This window comes from Sphingomonas oligophenolica (assembly GCF_039522915.1).
GTDB classification, from domain to species: Bacteria; Pseudomonadota; Alphaproteobacteria; order Sphingomonadales; family Sphingomonadaceae; genus Sphingomonas; species Sphingomonas oligophenolica.
On record NZ_BAAAEH010000005.1, the window covers coordinates 87,399 to 103,070 of the forward strand.

Genomic DNA, 15,672 nt, shown 5'->3' on the forward strand with positions numbered 1-15,672 from the left:
CCTCCCTGCGAGGGGGGCGCTTTTCTAATGTGCCCTGAAACATGATTGTGTCCCATCGCCACCGTTTCATCTTCACCGCGGTGCCCAAGACCGGCACCCATTCCGTGCGGCACGCTCTGCGCGAGCAACTGGGCGACGAGGACGTCGAGCAGGTCGGGCTATTCGTGGATAAGCGCTTCCCGTGGCAGGATCTGGCGGCGATCCAACATGGCCATTTGTCTCTGCAGCAGGTGCGTCCCTATCTCGGTGAGGATGCCTTTAGCGGCTATTTCAAGTTCGCCTTCGTGCGGAATCCGTTTGATCGCTTCGTCTCCTATTGCGCCTTCTTGCTGCGGGGCAACGACGTCTTTCAGCAACAGCCGCGGGAAGTGATGCGCCATTTTCTTTTCAGGGAGCCGCCGGGGCACCATATCCTGTTCCAGCCCCAGGCTTCCCTCCTGGTGGGCGAGGATGGCAAGACCCTGTTGACCGACACGATCGGCCACGCCGAAGATTTGCAGGGGTCATATGATGCGATCAGCGCGCGTATCGGCATTCCCTCGCGCCGGCTTGTCCGCCTCAACGGCAGCAGGCACGGCGACTATCGTCGCTACTACGACCAGGCCCTGATCGACGGCGTCGCGGAACGTTACGCGCAGGATCTCGACCTCTTCGGCTACACCTTCGAAGGCATGCGATGAGCCACGCCGTTCTCAGCCCCGCCGCCAACCCGCGCAAAACGACAAGCATCCGCAAGCTCGGCCCGGTCGACATCGCCGCCTTGCGGGCCGCCGTGCTGGCGGTCCCCGAGCATGTCTGGGATGCGGAGAACGCCAACAAGCCGAACAAGTTCGAGGTGCTGGATACGACGCGCCACATCGTCTTCCGCTTCATCGACAATCCCCGCGATTGGCGCGGCTCGCATGATTGCCCAGCCTGGCCCCAATGGCGCGGTGTGCTGGAGCCGGTGCTGGCGCAGGCCGTCCGCGGCTTCGATTATGGGCGCGGGATATTCCCGCGGGTGATGCTTGCCAGGATGCCGCGGGGCGGAGTGATCCACCCGCACATCGATACCAACCCGGCGGCGAAGTGGCCGCACAAAATCCACGTGCCGCTGTTGACCAATGTCGGGGTGGTGTCCTTCTTCGGCGGCCAGGAACATCATTTCCCGGCGGGCGGCGCTGTGGAGGTCAACAACCTTGGCCCGCACTGGGTACACAACCGCGGCGACACGGATCGCGTCCATCTGATCTTTGAATATTACGACGCCGACCAGCCGGAGCCGAGCTGGCTCGAGCCATTTCTGCTGGCCGGTGCGGCGCGGTGAATATCGCCGCCGGCACCGATGCGGATTCCGACGATCGCGATGCCCTGTTGCAGGAGGCCAGGCGGCTGCGCTCCCAGCAGCGCATCCCGGACGCATTGGCTATCCTCGCCCGGCTGCAGGCGCTGCACCCCGGATTCAGTCGCCAGTATCAGGAGCGCGGCCACTGCCATATCCTGCGTCAGGATGCGGCAGCGGCCATTGATGCCTTGCGGGAGGCGGTGCGTCTCAACCCGACCCTGCCGGCGAGCTGGGACATGCTGGAACAGCTTTATCGCATGCTGGGCGACACCGCTCAGGCGGCCAAGGCGGCGCAGCATCTGGCCAGTTTGAGGGAACTCCCCCAGGAGATCGTGGTGGCGAACAGCCTGTTCGTCGATGGCGACCTGTCGCCTGCGGAGGAGGTCATCCGGGAATATCTGCGCAAGGATGGCGACAATGTCGGCGCCGTGCGCCTGCTGGCGCGGATCCGCCAGGAGTGCGATGCGCTCGGTGAAGCGGAGGCGCTGCTGAAATCGGTGCTTGAGCAGGCACCGGATTACAACGCGGCGCGCCTCGACTACGCGATGGTGCTTTTGCAGCAGCAGAAGCACCGGGAGGCGCAGCAAGAGGCCGAGCACCTGCTCGAGCATGACCCGGACAACCGCGAATATCTGAAGCAATATTGCGCGGCCTGTGTCGGCCTGGGCGACTATGAGCCGGTGATCGATCTCTATGAGAGGCTGTTGGTCAGCCCGCCCCTGCAGGTGACGGAAGTCGCCGACCTGCGACTGTGGCGGGCGAATGCCCTGAAGATCATCGGCAGGCAGCAGGAAGCCATTGCCGACTATCGCGCCTCGCTGGCGGCTCGCCCCGACTATGCGGTCGTGTGGTTCAGCCTCGCCAACCTCAAGACCTATCGCTTCACCGAAGATGAAATCGCGCATTTACGTGCTGCGGAATCGCGGTCAGCGACGATGCAGGCCATGGACCGCATCTATCTGTGTTTCGCGCTGGGCAAGGCGCTGGAGGACCGGGGCAAGTACGCGTCCTCGTGGCACTATTACGAGCGCGGCAATGCGCTTCGGCGGGCCGCCGGCCGCTATTGCCCCGGCGTCGCCGAATCCTGCGCTCTGCGATTGAAGCAGACATTCACCGCCGAGTTCTTCGCTGCCCGCGCCGGCTGGGGCGCTGACGATCCGGCGCCGGTGTTCATCCTGGGGCTCCCGCGTTCGGGCTCGACCTTGCTCGAGCAGATATTGGCCTCCCATTCCAGCGTGGAGGGCACGCAGGAACTGACCGAAATCAGCCGATATGCGGGCGAACTATCCGGTAGCGATCCGGATTGCGGCCTGCCCGTGCATCATGAGGCGTTGCAGCGGCTGACGGCCGCGGACGCTCGGGCGCTCGGCGAGCGTTTCCTGGCTGAAACCCGAATCTATCGCAGGCTGGGCAAGCCGTTCTTCATTGACAAGATGCCGAACAATTTCTGGCATATCGGCTTGATCCACCTGATATTGCCGCGCGCGACCATCATCGATGTGCGGCGCGAACCCATGGCCTGCTGCTTCGGGAACCTCAAGCAGCTGTTCGGCACCACAAACCAGGAATTCGCTTATGGCGTTGAGGACATCGCTCGCCACTACCGCCTGTATCTCGACCTCATGCGACATTGGGACGAGGCGCTGCCGGGACGGGTATTGCGGGTGCAATATGAGGATGTGGTCGAGGATATCGAGGGCAATGTGCGGCGTGTGCTGGAGCATTGCGGACTGCCCTTCGAGTCCGCTTGCCTCAGCTTCCACGAGACCCGGCGCAGCGTGCGCACGCCCAGTTCCGAGCAGGTACGCCAGCCCATCGGCCGGGAGGGGCTCGCGCAATGGCAGTGCTATGCGGCCTGGCTTGCGCCGCTCCGGGATGCGCTGGGCGATGCGTTGACCGGCTACGGGGCCTGACTCATGCGGCTGTCGCGTCCCTTCTTTCAGCTCCCCATTCTCTTCGAGGTAGCGCGTCTGCAGGCTGAGGTCGCGGCGTTGCCGGCCGAGGCATGGGCGCCGCACCCGGATGGCGTGCCGGGCAACAGCGCTGCACGGCTGATCAGCGTCGATGGCGGCGAGGCGGATTCCCACCAGGGGCAAATGCTGCCGACGCGTTGGCTCGCGGCCATGCCGTACCTGCGTCAGGTTCTCGCCGGCTTTGGCGTGGTGTGGAGCCGATCGCGTCTGATGCGCCTTGCGCCCGGCGCGGACGTGCCCGTGCATGCCGACATAAATTACCACTGGCATACGCGGGTGCGGGTGCATATTCCGGTCTTCACCCGGCCGGAGGTGCGCTTTCACTGCGACGGGCAATCCGTCCACATGGCCGCGGGCGAAGCGTGGATTTTCGACAATTGGCGACGGCATCATGTGGAGAACAGGTCGAGCGCGCCGCGTATCCATCTCGTAGCCGACACCACCGGCACGGCGGCGTTCTGGCAGTTCGCCTGCGGGCGGGCGCCGCCACGCGGGCAATGGCGGACGGTAGTCTTTGACCCCGGGGCCGCTCAGCAACTGCTCACCGAGGGCGATCAGCGCTCACCGGTGATGCCTGCCGCTGAAGTGCAGCTGCTGGTCGACGACCTGCGTGCCGAGTTGGCGGTCACCATAGATACCGCTGAAGGCAGGGCGCGCGCCGCGCGGTTCAGCATGCTGCTGGAGAGCTTCGTGCTCGATTGGCGGCAGCTCTGCGCGCTACATGGCATCGGCGGGCGGGCAAGACCGGAGTTCCTGCGTCTGGCTGGCGCCGTGCGCGAAGGGGCTAGGCCGCTGGCCGATGGGCTCGTCATGCGCACCAACGAGGCCAGCGCGCTGCTGGTGCTCGAAAAACGCGTGCTGCAGCATCTGGTCGCTGACGACGTCGCGCCACAAGCGGGCGCGCGCGCTGACAGAATATAAAGCCGCCCCCACCGTAATAATCGATGGGTATTCGTAATCTGTCGAAAAGCCGTTTTCGCTGATTCCGCCGCGCGCGAAATCCTTGAGATTTCAGATGCCCGATCAGCGTGGCCTCGCAGCGAGCATGCCGAAACGACGCATGCGATTGCTGGACCGCCAACGCGGGGCCGAGCCCTGACGACCGGCCTGTGCTGAAATTATCGTCTCGCCGCGAGCCCATCCTTTGCGGCGTTGCCGCAAATGCCTTGCAATATTTGTGATGCCGCGCCTGTCTGTCGGTGGCGGTCAATGTGCCATCAGGATTGGGATGACCGCCCGTTCGAGGGCAATACGGGTCACGCCGCCGAGTATCAGTTCGCGCAGTCGCAGGTGGCGATAGGCTCCCATCACCAGCAAGTCGCTACGCGATCGCGCGCAACAGTCGAGCAGGGTGACGGCGATCCCGGCGGCTCCTGGTTTGAGCAAGGTCGCTTCCGTCCTTATACCGTCCGCTGCGAGTTCGTCTGCGATATGATCCAGCGTCTCCGCGCCCGACCCTTGAGGCACGGCCCCATCCACTTGAACCAGTTGCACCTTTGCCGCTCGGCGCAGGAACGGCATGCCGGCACGCAGTGCCCGCCGGGCCTGGCGGGATCCATCCCAGGCGCACAGGATAGTGCTGAACGTGACGCGTTGCGGCGGGGTTTGCGGGACGATAAGGACGGGCGTGTCGCTGCGGAGCAGGATGTGCTCTGCAAGACTTTGCGCAACATGCGATGGTCTCGGGCGGGACAGGAGCAGGAATGCGGCGCTCCGCGCACGGCGCCAGATTTCGTCCTCCGCGAAAAGATCGGTCACAGCTGTCCAGCGCGCTGCCGCCCCGCTTGCGTTGACTGCCGCGTCAAAGCCTGCGCGCGCTGCCGCCGTTGCCTGCTCGATCCGTGCCTCCCGGGCATCGAGAACATCGGCGCTCGCGGCGGGGCCGATCACGAAACATTCTGCCAGGCTTGTCGGTGGCTCCTTGCAGGATTCGATGAAATCCAGCGTCAGACCGAGTTCCCTAGCCAGCCCGGCGGCAAAGACAGCGAAGGATTCGCCGTCATCGCCGCATCGGGCCAGCGCAAGAACTGTGCTGTTCCTGACGTCCTTCACCGGGCTCGAGTCGTCTATCATCGCCGTCATGGTCAGCCTCATGATCAGTGTCATGAGGGAGATACGGACGACACCGATCACCGCGCTATCGGTAGTCCTACGAGGCATTGCCGCGACCTGGTCCAGGCCCTCCGGCAGTCGACGCAGCAAAGCGCTTCGCGCGCTGGCGACCAACTTACCTCGCGCAACATGCAGGTGCAGCCGATCATCACAATTATCGACTGATCCATGAAGGGAAATTCCCGCCGCCGTATAAGCTGTCGCCGGCTGCGAGATGGAGCGAGCGAGGGATTGTTGCGTGGATCGACGACATCAAGGATGGCTTCGAGGGCAAGAAACCACGAGTCTGAAGTCGATTCGATTGCCCTTTTGCACAGCGCAAAATCGCTCCAGTATCTTGACCATGTACCGTGGGTTCGATAGAGGCGCACGGAGTCGAACTGGGGCGCCAAGCCTCGGTTTTCAGGCGGAAATTTTTTGTGGTACAATTCGTTGTATCATGGAAAATTCGTCGATCGGAAAGCTGGGAAGAACAATGGCTTGCCGCCTGAGTTCGAATCCCACCCTCTCCGTCACTCCTTCCCCGCAATGTCGGGAAGCGCGACAGCGCCGACCGGACGGCTTGGGATGATGTGAATGAGAGGGAAGTTGTTCAGGCGATGACTCACTCGGCCTCCGGCGCCCGGCCACGCCACCTCTATTCAGTGTTCGGCCTGACCCTATGCTCGGAGATCGAGCTTCCCGAGCTGCAACCGGTGGACGGTGGCAATCCCGACGTCGAGATCAGCTACGGCAAGGTCGCTGTTCCGGGGCAGACCGGTGAGCTCGTGATAACGGCCGATGGCGCGATTCTGGTGGTGGCGCAGGCGGGCCGCTACCAGGTCCAGCAAGGGCGGCGGATCGTCGTCGATCCGGCAGGGGGCGCGGCGCCGCGCACGGTCCGGCTCTTTCTCCTCGGCTCGGCGTTCGGCGTCTTGCTCCACCAGCGCGGTTTGCTGCCGCTTCATGCCAATGCAATCGCGATCGATGGCCGTGCGATCGCGTTCACCGGCGCGTCCGGGGCGGGCAAGTCGACGCTTGCCGCGCTTTTTCACGACCGCGGGCACTTCCTTCTGTCGGACGACGTCTGCGTGATCGGCGCCGACCCGGCAGGGCGACCGATCGCCCATGCCGGCATCCCGCACATGCGGCTGTGGCGCGATGCGCTCGAACGGTCGGGCCGAAGCGCGGCCGATTTCGAATCGGTGCTGGGCGGGCGCGACAAATTCACCGTTCCGGCGCGTCGCGGCGACGCACCGGCCGCGATGCCGCTGGGCGCGATCTATGTGCTGAAGAAAGCCGGGGAGGGCGGGGGCGGCGTGGCAATCAGGCGCCTTCACGGTGCCGCGGCCTTCAAGGCCCTTGTCGCGAACACCTATCGCGGCCGCTATATCGCGCAGCTGGGCGATGCGCGGCGGCATTGGGCCGCCAGCCTCGAGCTCGTCGCCACCGTGCCGGTCTTCGAGCTCGAACGGCCCTGGAGCCCGGCCTGGATGCCGGCAACGCTCGACGCCGTCGAGGCGCATCTCCGCGCCGGCCCGGAATAGCCTGGCGCGCCGCGAGCGCGGGCGATTCACCACAAAGGATTATCGAGACCCGAAACCGGGCATTTCCTATCCTGCGAAAAGACATTAAGGGGCGCCGATGGCATCGTATAAAGAACCCTCCTTCAAGGACCGCGCCGCGCTTTCCGCGCAGGCCAAACAGGCTGCTCTCGAAAAACTGAAAGCGAAGCCGCCGGTTGACCCGGCGATCGCCGCCGAACGCGCCGCCGCGCGCGCGGCGAAGGAAGCCGCCGAGGCCCAGAAGCGCGCCGAGAAGAAGGCGGCGATCGAACAGGCCAAGCTCGACAAGATCGCCAAGGCCGAGGCGGCCCGGCTCGAGCTCGAGCAGCAGTCGCAACGCGCGGAACTTACCGAAGCCGAGAAAAAGGCAGCGCGCGATGCGCGCTATGCGGCGCGCAAGAAGCGGAAATAACCGGCGTTTCCCCGGGCCGGTGACGGCTTAGGGAAGGTTGCGCGCCAGTTCGTCGAGCCAGGCGGTCGCAACGCCGTCCGATGGCGCACGCCAGTCGCCGCGCGGGGACAGGGCGCCGCCGGCTGAAACCTTCGGCCCGTTGGGGATCGCCGAGCGCTTGAACTGGCTCGTCACGAAGAAGCGGACGAGGAATTTCTCCAGCCAGCCGCGGATCGTCGTCAGATCATAGGCATGGCGCCCGGCGCGGGGGAAATCGCGCGGCCAGCGGCCGGACGACGCATCGCGCCAGGCATGGAGCGCGAGAAAGGCGACCTTGGACGGCGCCATACCGTGGCGCACGACATAGTGCAGGAAGAAATCGTTGAGCTCATAGGGCCCGATCCGCGCCTCGGTGCTCTGCATCGCCCCGTCGGCGCCCGCCGGCACCAGCTCGGGCGAGATCTCGGTGGCCAGGATCGCCTCGAGGATCTGGTCGGTGTCGCGATCATATTGGTCGGTGCGGATGCACCAGCGGATCAGGAACTGAATCAGCGTCTTGGGCACGCCGGCATTGACTGCATAATGGCTCATCTGGTCGCCGACGCCATAGGTGCACCAGCCGAGCGCGAGCTCGGAAAGGTCGCCGGTGCCGACCACGAGCCCGCCGCGCTGGTTGGCGAGCCTGAACAGATAATCGGTGCGCAGCCCTGCCTGGACGTTCTCGAAGGTCACGTCATAGGCCGGCTCGCCCTGGGCGAAGGGGTGGCCCATATCGGCGAGCATCTGCCGGGCGGCCGGGCGGATGTCGATCTCGTCCCCATCGACGCCGAGCGCGCGCATCAGCGCCCAGGCATTGGCCTTGGTCCCGTCGCTGGTCGCGAAGCCGGGCATGGTGAAGCCGAGGATGCGCTCGCGCGGCAGGCCGAGCCGGTCCATCGCCTTGGCCGCGACGATCAGGGCGTGGGTTGAGTCGAGCCCGCCCGAAACGCCGATCACCAGCCGCTCCGCCTTCGCCGCCTCGAAGCGCTTGAGCAGCCCCTCGACCTGGATGTTGAAGGCCTCATAGCAATCGGCGTCGAGCTTTTCGGGCGTGTTGGGCACGAACGGGAAGCGCCGGATATCGCGGACCAGGCCAATATCGGCGAAATCGGGTTTGTGCTCGAAGGCGATGCGGCGGAAGCGGGTTTCGGGATGGCCAGCCTGGACGGCGGAATCGTTGAAGGTCCCGGTCCGCATCCGCTCCTGGCGGATACGGCCGCAATCCACATCCGCGATCACCATGCCGGGCTCGCGCGCGAACCGCGCCGATTCGGCGAGCAGCTCGCCGAGCTCGTGGATCATGCCCTGCCCGTCCCAGGCGAGGTCGGTCGTGCTTTCGCCCGGCCCGGCGGCCGAGAAGACATAGCCGCACACCGCCCGCGCGCTCTGCGACGCACAGAGCAGGGCCCGCTCGCGCGCCTTGCCGACGACGATGTTCGAGGCGGAGAGGTTGCAGCAGACCAGCGCCCCCGCCAGCGCGCCCATCGTCGAGGGCGGGGTCGGCGCCCAGAAATCCTCGCAGATCTCGGCATGGAAGATGAAGTGCGGCAGGTCGCTCGCCGCAAAGATCAGGTCGGTGCCGAACGGCACTGTCTCGCCGGCGATCTCGATGTCGAGCCCGGTCAGCCCGGCGCCGCTCGCGAACCAGCGTTTCTCGTAATATTCGCGGTAATTGGGGAGGAAGGTCTTGGGCACCACGCCGAGCACCCGCCCGCGCGCGATCACCACCGCGCAATTATAGAGCCGCCCGTTGCGGGGCAGCGCCGCACCGACCAGCAGCACCGGCCGCAGCTTGGCGCTCGCCTTGACGACCGAAGCCAACGCTTCCTGCACGGCACGCTGAAGCGCATCCTGCAGGTGCAGGTCGTCGATCGCATAGGAGCTGATGTTGAGCTCGGGGAAGACGAGCAGGTCGGCGCCCTTTTTATGGCCCTGCTTCGCCAGCGCGATCGCCGCCTCGGCATTGGCGGCCGGGTCGCCGACCGTCGCGTGCGGCGTGCAGGCGCCCGCCCGGATCAGCTCATGGGCGTGGATCGAGTGGAAGGGATGCGTCTTCGCCATGGTGCGTGCGCGGATCACGGCAGCAGCGGCAGGATCAGGACGCTGATCGCCGCCGCCCGGTTGCCCGAAATCTGGAGCACATAATCGCCCGGCGTCAGCGCGAAATCGACCGTCTTGCGCACCGCCGTGCAGGCAACGCCATGGCCGTGCGCGGCGGAGGCGATCGGCGTGCCGTCCCGCACGACATCGATCCACGCGCCCGCGCCGAGCGCGACGCGATAAGTCCGCGCCGCCGGGACGGAGAAGCTGACCAGCCCGCTATAGCTGTCGGCCGCCGGAGCTTTTTCCGGTGCGACGAACTGGACCTGCGCCGCCGGCAGCAGCGCCACATCCGCCCGGCTGCCGACGGGGGCCGTCGCCTTGGCCAGGCCGGCCGCGCTCGCCGCGGCGCTCACCGGCGTCACGCTTGCCCATCCGGCCAGCCCGGGGGGAAGCGGGGCAGGGGTCGCGGGGCAGGCGGGGGCTGCCTCCTGCGCGAGCGCGGAGGGCGCGATGAAAAGCAGCGTCAGGGCCAGGGCAGCAATTTTCACGCATCACCTCGATATCGTATCGCGAGTCCATAGCGTGGCGGTCGTTGTGCCGCCACCGGCTTGACGGGCCCGTGTGCGTCGTTACGCCTGCCGCTCTGCTCATGTGGAGACTGGCGATGAAGAATATACGGGTGATTGCGGCGACGCTGGCTCTTGGAACCGGCATGGTCGCCGGCGTCGGTGCCGAGGCGAAGGGCCCGGCCAGTCACCCGCAGGCGGAGGCGCAGGCGCTCGATCTCGCCAAGCAGGCGATCGCGCTGCGCTCGGTGCGCGGGCCGGGCAACCAGACCCCGCAGGTCGCCGCCCTCTACAAATCGGCGCTGGTCGCCGGCGGATTCGCTGACGGCGACGTGACGGTCACCCCGGTCGACGACACCGCCTATCTCATCGCCCGCTGGCACGGCTCGGACCCCAAGGCGAAGCCGCTGGTGATCTCCGGCCATATGGACGTGGTCGAGGCCAAGCCGTCCGACTGGCAGCGCGATCCCTTCACGCCCGTCGTCGAGAATGGCTATCTGTTCGGCCGCGGCGCGACCGACATGAAGCTCGACGGCACGCTGGCGATCGCCGCGCTGATCGAGCTCAGGCGCGAAGGCTATAAGCCGCGCCGCGACATCGTCATCGAATTCTCGGGCGACGAGGAAACGACGATGAAGACCTCGGCGATCATCGCCCAGAAGCTCGCCGATGCCGATCTGGTGCTCAACATCGATGGCGGCGGCGGCACGCTCGACGAGGCTACGGCCAAGCCCAAATTCTGGACCTGGCAGGGCGCCGAGAAGACCTATGCCGATTTCGAGCTGACCGTCACCAATCCCGGCGGCCACAGCTCGGCGCCGCGCAAGGTGAACGCGATCAACCAGCTCGCGGCCGCGCTGGTGCGGATCGGCAATTACCAGTTCAAGCCCGAGCTCAGCGATCTCACCCGCGCCTATTTCGTCCAAGCGGCGAAATATGAGGATCCCGAGACCGGCGCTGCGATGAAGGCCTTCGCCGCCGATCCCACCGACAAGCAGGCGATCGCGACCCTCACCGCCAATCCGGCGACGATCGGCAAGATCGGCACGACCTGCGTCGCGACCATGATCAATGGCGGCCATGCCCTCAACGCCCTGCCGCAGCGCGCGACCGCCAACATCAATTGCCGCATCTTCCCCGGCCACAAGCTGCCCGAGATCATGGCCGAGCTGAAGACGGTGGCGGCCGACCCGGCCATCACCTTCAAGGACGTGACCGAAGGCTCGATCGCGACCGACGCCTCGCCGATGCGCGCCGATTTCATCGCCGCGATCACCAGGGGGATGAAGACGATCAACCCCGGCGTGCCGGTCTTCCCGAGCATGGCGTCGGGCGCGAGCGACGCCATGTTCTCCCGCGCGCTCGGCGTTCCGGCGTACGGCGCGAGCCCGGTCTTCATCAAGGATTCGGAGGATTTCAGCCACGGGCTGAACGAGCGCACGCCGATTTCGAACATCCAGCCGGCGATTACCTATTATCTGTCGGTGTTTGCTGATCTGTCGAAATAGCTTCCCAGCCGGCGCGAGACTGACCCATATGCGATTGCCCTGCCTGAAGGGCACGGCATTCATACACTTATGCGGAACGCCGCTTTTCCCTCTCCCATCGGGAGAGGGAAGGGGCTCGCCGCGAAGCGGTGGGAAGGGTGAGGGTGACCAGTAATGAGCGCCTCGCCCTCAACCTCACCCCGCGCTGCTACGCAGCTTGCCCCTCTCCTAAGAGGAGAGGGGAAGAAGGCGGCAGGCCAATCGCCAGGGTGGAGCGCCCAAGACCCGCCCCCTTCACCCACGCGCAGCGTAAAGCGCCCGCGCATCCGCCTTCAACGCCGCCCCGCTGTCGGGTCGGCTGTAGAACATATGCCCGCCGGGATAGACGTTGAGCTTCACCCGCTCGGCCATCCCGAAGCTCGGCAGCTGATCGACGATCAGGCGCGACGCGAAGAACGGGCACGACAGGTCGTCCCAGCCATGCACGATCATGACGCCCATGTGCGGATCGTTGGCGATCGCCTTGCGCAGGTCCTGGACCGGGCTGTCGTCGGGCTTGCCGCGATCCCACGCCTTGTTCACGTCATAGGACAGGGCATTATAGCGCGCATCGGTCTTCCAGCCGACGACGCGGGTGACGAAATCGACCATCGCGCTGGTCGTCGGCGCGATCAGCGCGTCGAGGATCGGATCGTTCGACTGCCGCTGCGCCGACCAGGGGAAAGGATCGAACGCAGTGACGTTCGAATCATAGACGCTGCCGATCGTACCGTCGTTGCGATGAATCTCGCGCAGGAAGGTGCCTGAATCGACGCGTCCGCCCAACCGCTGAACGAGCGCGGGATCGAGACCGGTGAGATCGGTGACGTGCTTGACGAGCCGCGCGACGGCCTCCGGATCGGAACGCCCGCGCAACAGGTCGGTCGCGAACGGCCCCCGCACATACGCCTCGATCTCAGCCATTGCGGCCGGGGTCAGCTTCCCCTGATTCTCCAGATGCGCCGCCGCCATCGAGGGGAGATCGATCATCCACGGCAGCGGCGAGAGCGCGGTGGCGCCATCGCCCGAGGCGGGGTCGAGATAGGGCGACACCATGACCAGCCCGGTGACACCGACCCCGATCTGCGATTGCAGTTCATAGGCGATGCGCGGCGCCCGATAGCCACCATAGCTTTCGCCCATGACATATTTGGGCGAGCGCAGCCGGCCGGCCTTCACCAGCCAGTCGAACACCACCTTGCTGAGATATTTGATGTCGGGATCGTTGGCGTAGAACGCCTTCTTGGTCTTGTCGGCGTCGGCCAGGCTGCGGCTGAAGCCGGTGCCGATCGGATCGATGAAGACAAGGTCGGTGAAATCGAGCCAGCTGTTCTGGTTGTCGGTCGTCACCGGCGAATCCGACGGTGCATTGCCCTGCGCGCCGAACTGGATGCGCTTCGGCCCCACCGCGCCCATGTTGAGATAGACCGACGACGCGCCCGGTCCGCCGTTGAACGCAAAGGTCACCGGGCGGTTCACCCCAGCGCCGGGGACGACATAGGCGGTGTAGACGACCTGGCCGATCTCCTTGCCCTTCTCGTCGCGGACGGAGATCGTGCCGACAGTGGCATCGTAGTTGATCGTGCGCCCGCCGATCGTCGCGGATTGCTTCACCGTTTTGTCGGCTGACAGCGGTGGGAGCTGAATCGCGTCGTCGACCTTCTTCTCGGTCGTCGACGTCACCTGCTTTTCCTCGGCGGCGAGCGGGGCAGTAACTAACAGCGCCGCGGTGGCGGCTGCGATCCATCGGCCTGGTGTCATCATGCTCCCCCTCCCGCGACGGCCCCTCCCGCAATTGGGTCGTCCGTCCGGGATCGTGTCAGTCGATCGAAATAGTCGGGCGTGTGGCTCAGTCGCCGCTTCCCGGCGGGACATTAAGCGGGGGGTTCGGGAGATGGCAAGCCGGCCGGCGTCATGGCCGGCTGCAAAAGGGTGCGGCCGGGCCCGTGGTGACGTTCAAGGACGGGACCGAGGGCTCGATCGCGACTGATGCCTCGCCGATGCGCGCCGATTTCATTGCCGCCGTGACCGAGGGGATTGAGACGATCAACCCGGGCGTGCCGGTTTCCCGAGCATCGCGTTGGGCGCGAGCGACATGATGGTCTCTGGGCTATCGGCGTGCCGGCTTACGGCGCGAGCCCGGTCTTCATCGAGAATTCGGAGGATTTCAGCCACGGGCTGAACGAGCGGACGCCGATCTCGAATATTCAGCCGGCGATTACTTACTATCTGTCGGTGTTTACGGATTTGTCGAAATAGGGTGGGGCTGGCGGATGGGGTGCATCTGTCAGCTGTTTTGCGGGGATGGCCTGCACTGCGGGGTAGCGGGCGCGTGATGGTTGTGAGCGGGGGGCTGGGGTGGTGGCTGGTTTGCGCCCGATTGTGTTGAAAAACTCTGACGAGACCACTTGGGCGCCAATTTTGAGCAACAATGATTCGAACTGCACGATGATCTTGAATCTTCGTTACGCGTTGGGCCGCTATCGGATTTGAATGTTGCGCCCCAAAAATTACATCAGTGTTTTTCAAAACAATCCGCCCAAAGTCGGTCGTTCAGCACGGTCGATGCTAATTCCAGAAGCTGCCGTTCTGTGGATTGAAGGACAATAATCGACGATTGAGTGGTTGGCTCCCTTTCAAGGATCTTCGTGTGGCGGAGCCAGCCCATCTTTCAAATCGCTTCCTGTACATTGGCTTCAATCTGGTCGAGAATTTAAGCAATAGTCGGAGGCAAGCGCATGGGTGAGAAACAGGGGCATAAGATCAGTCCTCCACGTCGGACCGGTTTAGGCACTACCAGCGGAGACACGGTGGGACGGTATCTTGATCGGGCACCGCCTTTGCCTCCACCGCCGCCTAGCGCCGCCCTGGCTGAAGCGCTCAGAAAAGCGGGCATTACCTCTGTCGAGGATAGTGAACCTCAAAAGATTCAAGACGAAAGAGGTAGCTAAGCGCGCTATTCTCGGTCGTTCCTCAGTGCCGCAATCGACTCCAAAAGCTGCCATTCGTCCGTTGCAGGCTCGGATCCTACCGGTCAGCCCACATTCGAATCGCGAGGACATGGCGCCGAAGCGGCGGGACGCATTTGCCCTCAGAGGGTTGCGCGGGTGCGAACGAACTGTCGAAGCCCTATATGTCGTTCACTAGAGGCGCGACGCGAGCGGATGGGGGACATGACTACCGAACGACCGCCCGTAAGCGGGCCGCAATTCGAAGCGATGATGGCGCAGATCGACTTCAAACTTACGCAGGACGGGGTCGATATCCCAGGCCGCTCGATGCTGGCGGTGCGTGAAGTTTCGCTGCGCTACAACCTTTCGATCCCACTGGGGGGTGATCCTGCCCGCCTGCCCCGCGAACTCGCGGAAAATCTCGCGCTCAGCAACGCAATCAAGTCGTGGTACGACAACGTCTATGGTGACCGACAGAAGATCGATGTCTGTCCGGGTCGCACTATCGTTGAGGTCGATGGCGATTTATACGCGATGAGGATTCCTCGCGCGTTCGGATCGGCACGCTACGTCGTCGGCCGGAACTGGCTCGACACACCCGACATCACGCGAGGACCTGCCACCCGAAACGTCGTCCAGCTTCTTGAGGACATGACGCCGGCAAAAGCAGCACGCCTTTCCGCGATGGCGCTGGATTCGATCGCCGCAGCCTTCGAGACGGCTCTGCCTGCTTCATACACGCTCGAAAACACTTCGCACGACCTTATGAGGATAGCGCGCGGCGACGTCGACGTCGCCGTCGGTAGCCTGATGGTGCGTCATGGTCGCTACGGGGAGTCAAAATGGGCATCACTGCAAGCCGCGGAGAAGATATTCAAAGCCGCGATCGAACTGGCTGGCGGCAACTACACATTTACGCATGTGCTTGCTGAATTGGACAAGATGCTCGTTGCCACCGGATTGGTATTCGATGTTCGTGCCCAAATCGGCGCGATCCAGTGCCAGCCTGCCATTCGCTATGGCAAGGAGTCGTGCACGCGCGAGGAAGCACTTGCTGCGCATCATGCCTCGCTCGAAATGGTCAATATTTTGCGTGATGCGGGCGCGAAGTTCGAGCTTGGAATTGGCGGCATGCGGCGATCGCCATGATTAAGGACCAAGAAATCTATGCGTGCGCCAATTCTCTGATCCACCAGCACGGTA

At 64.6% G+C, this 15,672-nt stretch carries 13 protein-coding genes; 9 read left to right on the forward strand and 4 right to left on the reverse strand.

The genetic code is table 11. The annotated features are described in order from the left end of the window. The first annotated feature begins 41 nt into the window (after nt 1-41). The 4 genes from ABD050_RS02905 to ABD050_RS02920 are packed head-to-tail and all read left to right on the forward strand — an operon-like array spanning nt 42 to nt 4,218. Complete coding sequence (locus ABD050_RS02905) at nt 42-680, forward strand: sulfotransferase family 2 domain-containing protein (protein WP_343887635.1); 639 nt, start codon at nt 42-44, stop codon at nt 678-680. Then, nucleotides 677-1,306, forward strand: a complete 630-nt coding sequence (locus ABD050_RS02910; RefSeq protein ID WP_343887636.1) for an aspartyl/asparaginyl beta-hydroxylase domain-containing protein — start codon at nt 677-679, stop codon at nt 1,304-1,306. Before ABD050_RS02905 ends, ABD050_RS02910 begins: the two co-directional genes overlap by 4 nt. Next, nucleotides 1,303-3,237 carry a tetratricopeptide repeat-containing sulfotransferase family protein gene (locus ABD050_RS02915; RefSeq protein ID WP_343887637.1) on the forward strand — a complete coding sequence of 645 codons (1,935 nt, stop codon included), beginning with the start codon at nt 1,303-1,305 and terminating at the stop codon, nt 3,235-3,237. Before ABD050_RS02910 ends, ABD050_RS02915 begins: the two co-directional genes overlap by 4 nt. 3 nt (nt 3,238-3,240) lie before the next feature. Beyond that, nucleotides 3,241-4,218 (forward strand): aspartyl/asparaginyl beta-hydroxylase domain-containing protein, encoded by a 978-nt coding sequence (locus ABD050_RS02920; RefSeq protein WP_343887638.1) that lies wholly within the window; start codon nt 3,241-3,243, stop codon nt 4,216-4,218. A gap of 285 nt (nt 4,219-4,503) precedes the next feature. Here ABD050_RS02920 and ABD050_RS02925 read toward each other — a convergent pair whose 3' ends face one another. Then, entirely contained in the window at nt 4,504-5,430 is a 927-nt protein-coding gene (locus tag ABD050_RS02925; RefSeq protein WP_343887639.1) for a universal stress protein, read from the reverse strand. Between the two features lie 578 nt (nt 5,431-6,008). On the opposite strand from ABD050_RS02925, the gene ABD050_RS02930 reads away from it, so the two are divergent. Together ABD050_RS02930 and ABD050_RS02935 are read left to right on the forward strand one after the other, a co-directional pair. Continuing rightward, on the forward strand, nt 6,009-6,935 hold the full coding sequence (locus ABD050_RS02930; protein ID WP_343887640.1) for a hypothetical protein: 927 nt from the start codon (nt 6,009-6,011) through the stop codon (nt 6,933-6,935). A gap of 97 nt (nt 6,936-7,032) precedes the next feature. Beyond that, nucleotides 7,033-7,365, forward strand: a complete 333-nt coding sequence (locus ABD050_RS02935; protein WP_343887641.1) for a DUF6481 family protein — start codon at nt 7,033-7,035, stop codon at nt 7,363-7,365. 27 nt (nt 7,366-7,392) lie between these two features. On the opposite strand, the gene ABD050_RS02940 is transcribed toward ABD050_RS02935, so the two are convergent. Together ABD050_RS02940 and ABD050_RS02945 are read right to left on the reverse strand one after the other, a co-directional pair. Then, on the reverse strand, nt 7,393-9,444 hold the full coding sequence (locus ABD050_RS02940; RefSeq protein WP_343887642.1) for an NAD(+) synthase: 2,052 nt from the start codon (nt 9,442-9,444) through the stop codon (nt 7,393-7,395). Between the two features lie 14 nt (nt 9,445-9,458). After that, nucleotides 9,459-9,974, reverse strand: a complete 516-nt coding sequence (locus ABD050_RS02945) for a homogentisate 1,2-dioxygenase (RefSeq protein ID WP_343887643.1) — start codon at nt 9,972-9,974, stop codon at nt 9,459-9,461. 116 nt (nt 9,975-10,090) lie between these two features. On the opposite strand from ABD050_RS02945, the gene ABD050_RS02950 reads away from it, so the two are divergent. After that, nucleotides 10,091-11,500 carry a M20/M25/M40 family metallo-hydrolase gene (locus ABD050_RS02950; RefSeq protein ID WP_343887644.1) on the forward strand — a complete coding sequence of 470 codons (1,410 nt, stop codon included), beginning with the start codon at nt 10,091-10,093 and terminating at the stop codon, nt 11,498-11,500. A gap of 273 nt (nt 11,501-11,773) precedes the next feature. On the opposite strand, the gene ABD050_RS02955 is transcribed toward ABD050_RS02950, so the two are convergent. Continuing rightward, the gene (locus ABD050_RS02955; RefSeq protein ID WP_343887645.1) at nt 11,774-13,282 is read right to left on the reverse strand and encodes a S10 family peptidase; all 1,509 of its coding nucleotides are present in this window, start codon (nt 13,280-13,282) and stop codon (nt 11,774-11,776) included. Between the two features lie 185 nt (nt 13,283-13,467). On the opposite strand from ABD050_RS02955, the gene ABD050_RS02960 reads away from it, so the two are divergent. Together ABD050_RS02960 and ABD050_RS02965 are read left to right on the forward strand one after the other, a co-directional pair. Next, nucleotides 13,468-13,617, forward strand: a complete 150-nt coding sequence (locus ABD050_RS02960) for a hypothetical protein (protein WP_343887646.1) — start codon at nt 13,468-13,470, stop codon at nt 13,615-13,617. 1,074 nt (nt 13,618-14,691) lie between these two features. Next, nucleotides 14,692-15,618, forward strand: a complete 927-nt coding sequence (locus ABD050_RS02965; protein ID WP_343887647.1) for a HEPN domain-containing protein — start codon at nt 14,692-14,694, stop codon at nt 15,616-15,618. Nucleotides 15,619-15,672: the final 54 nt, after the last annotated feature.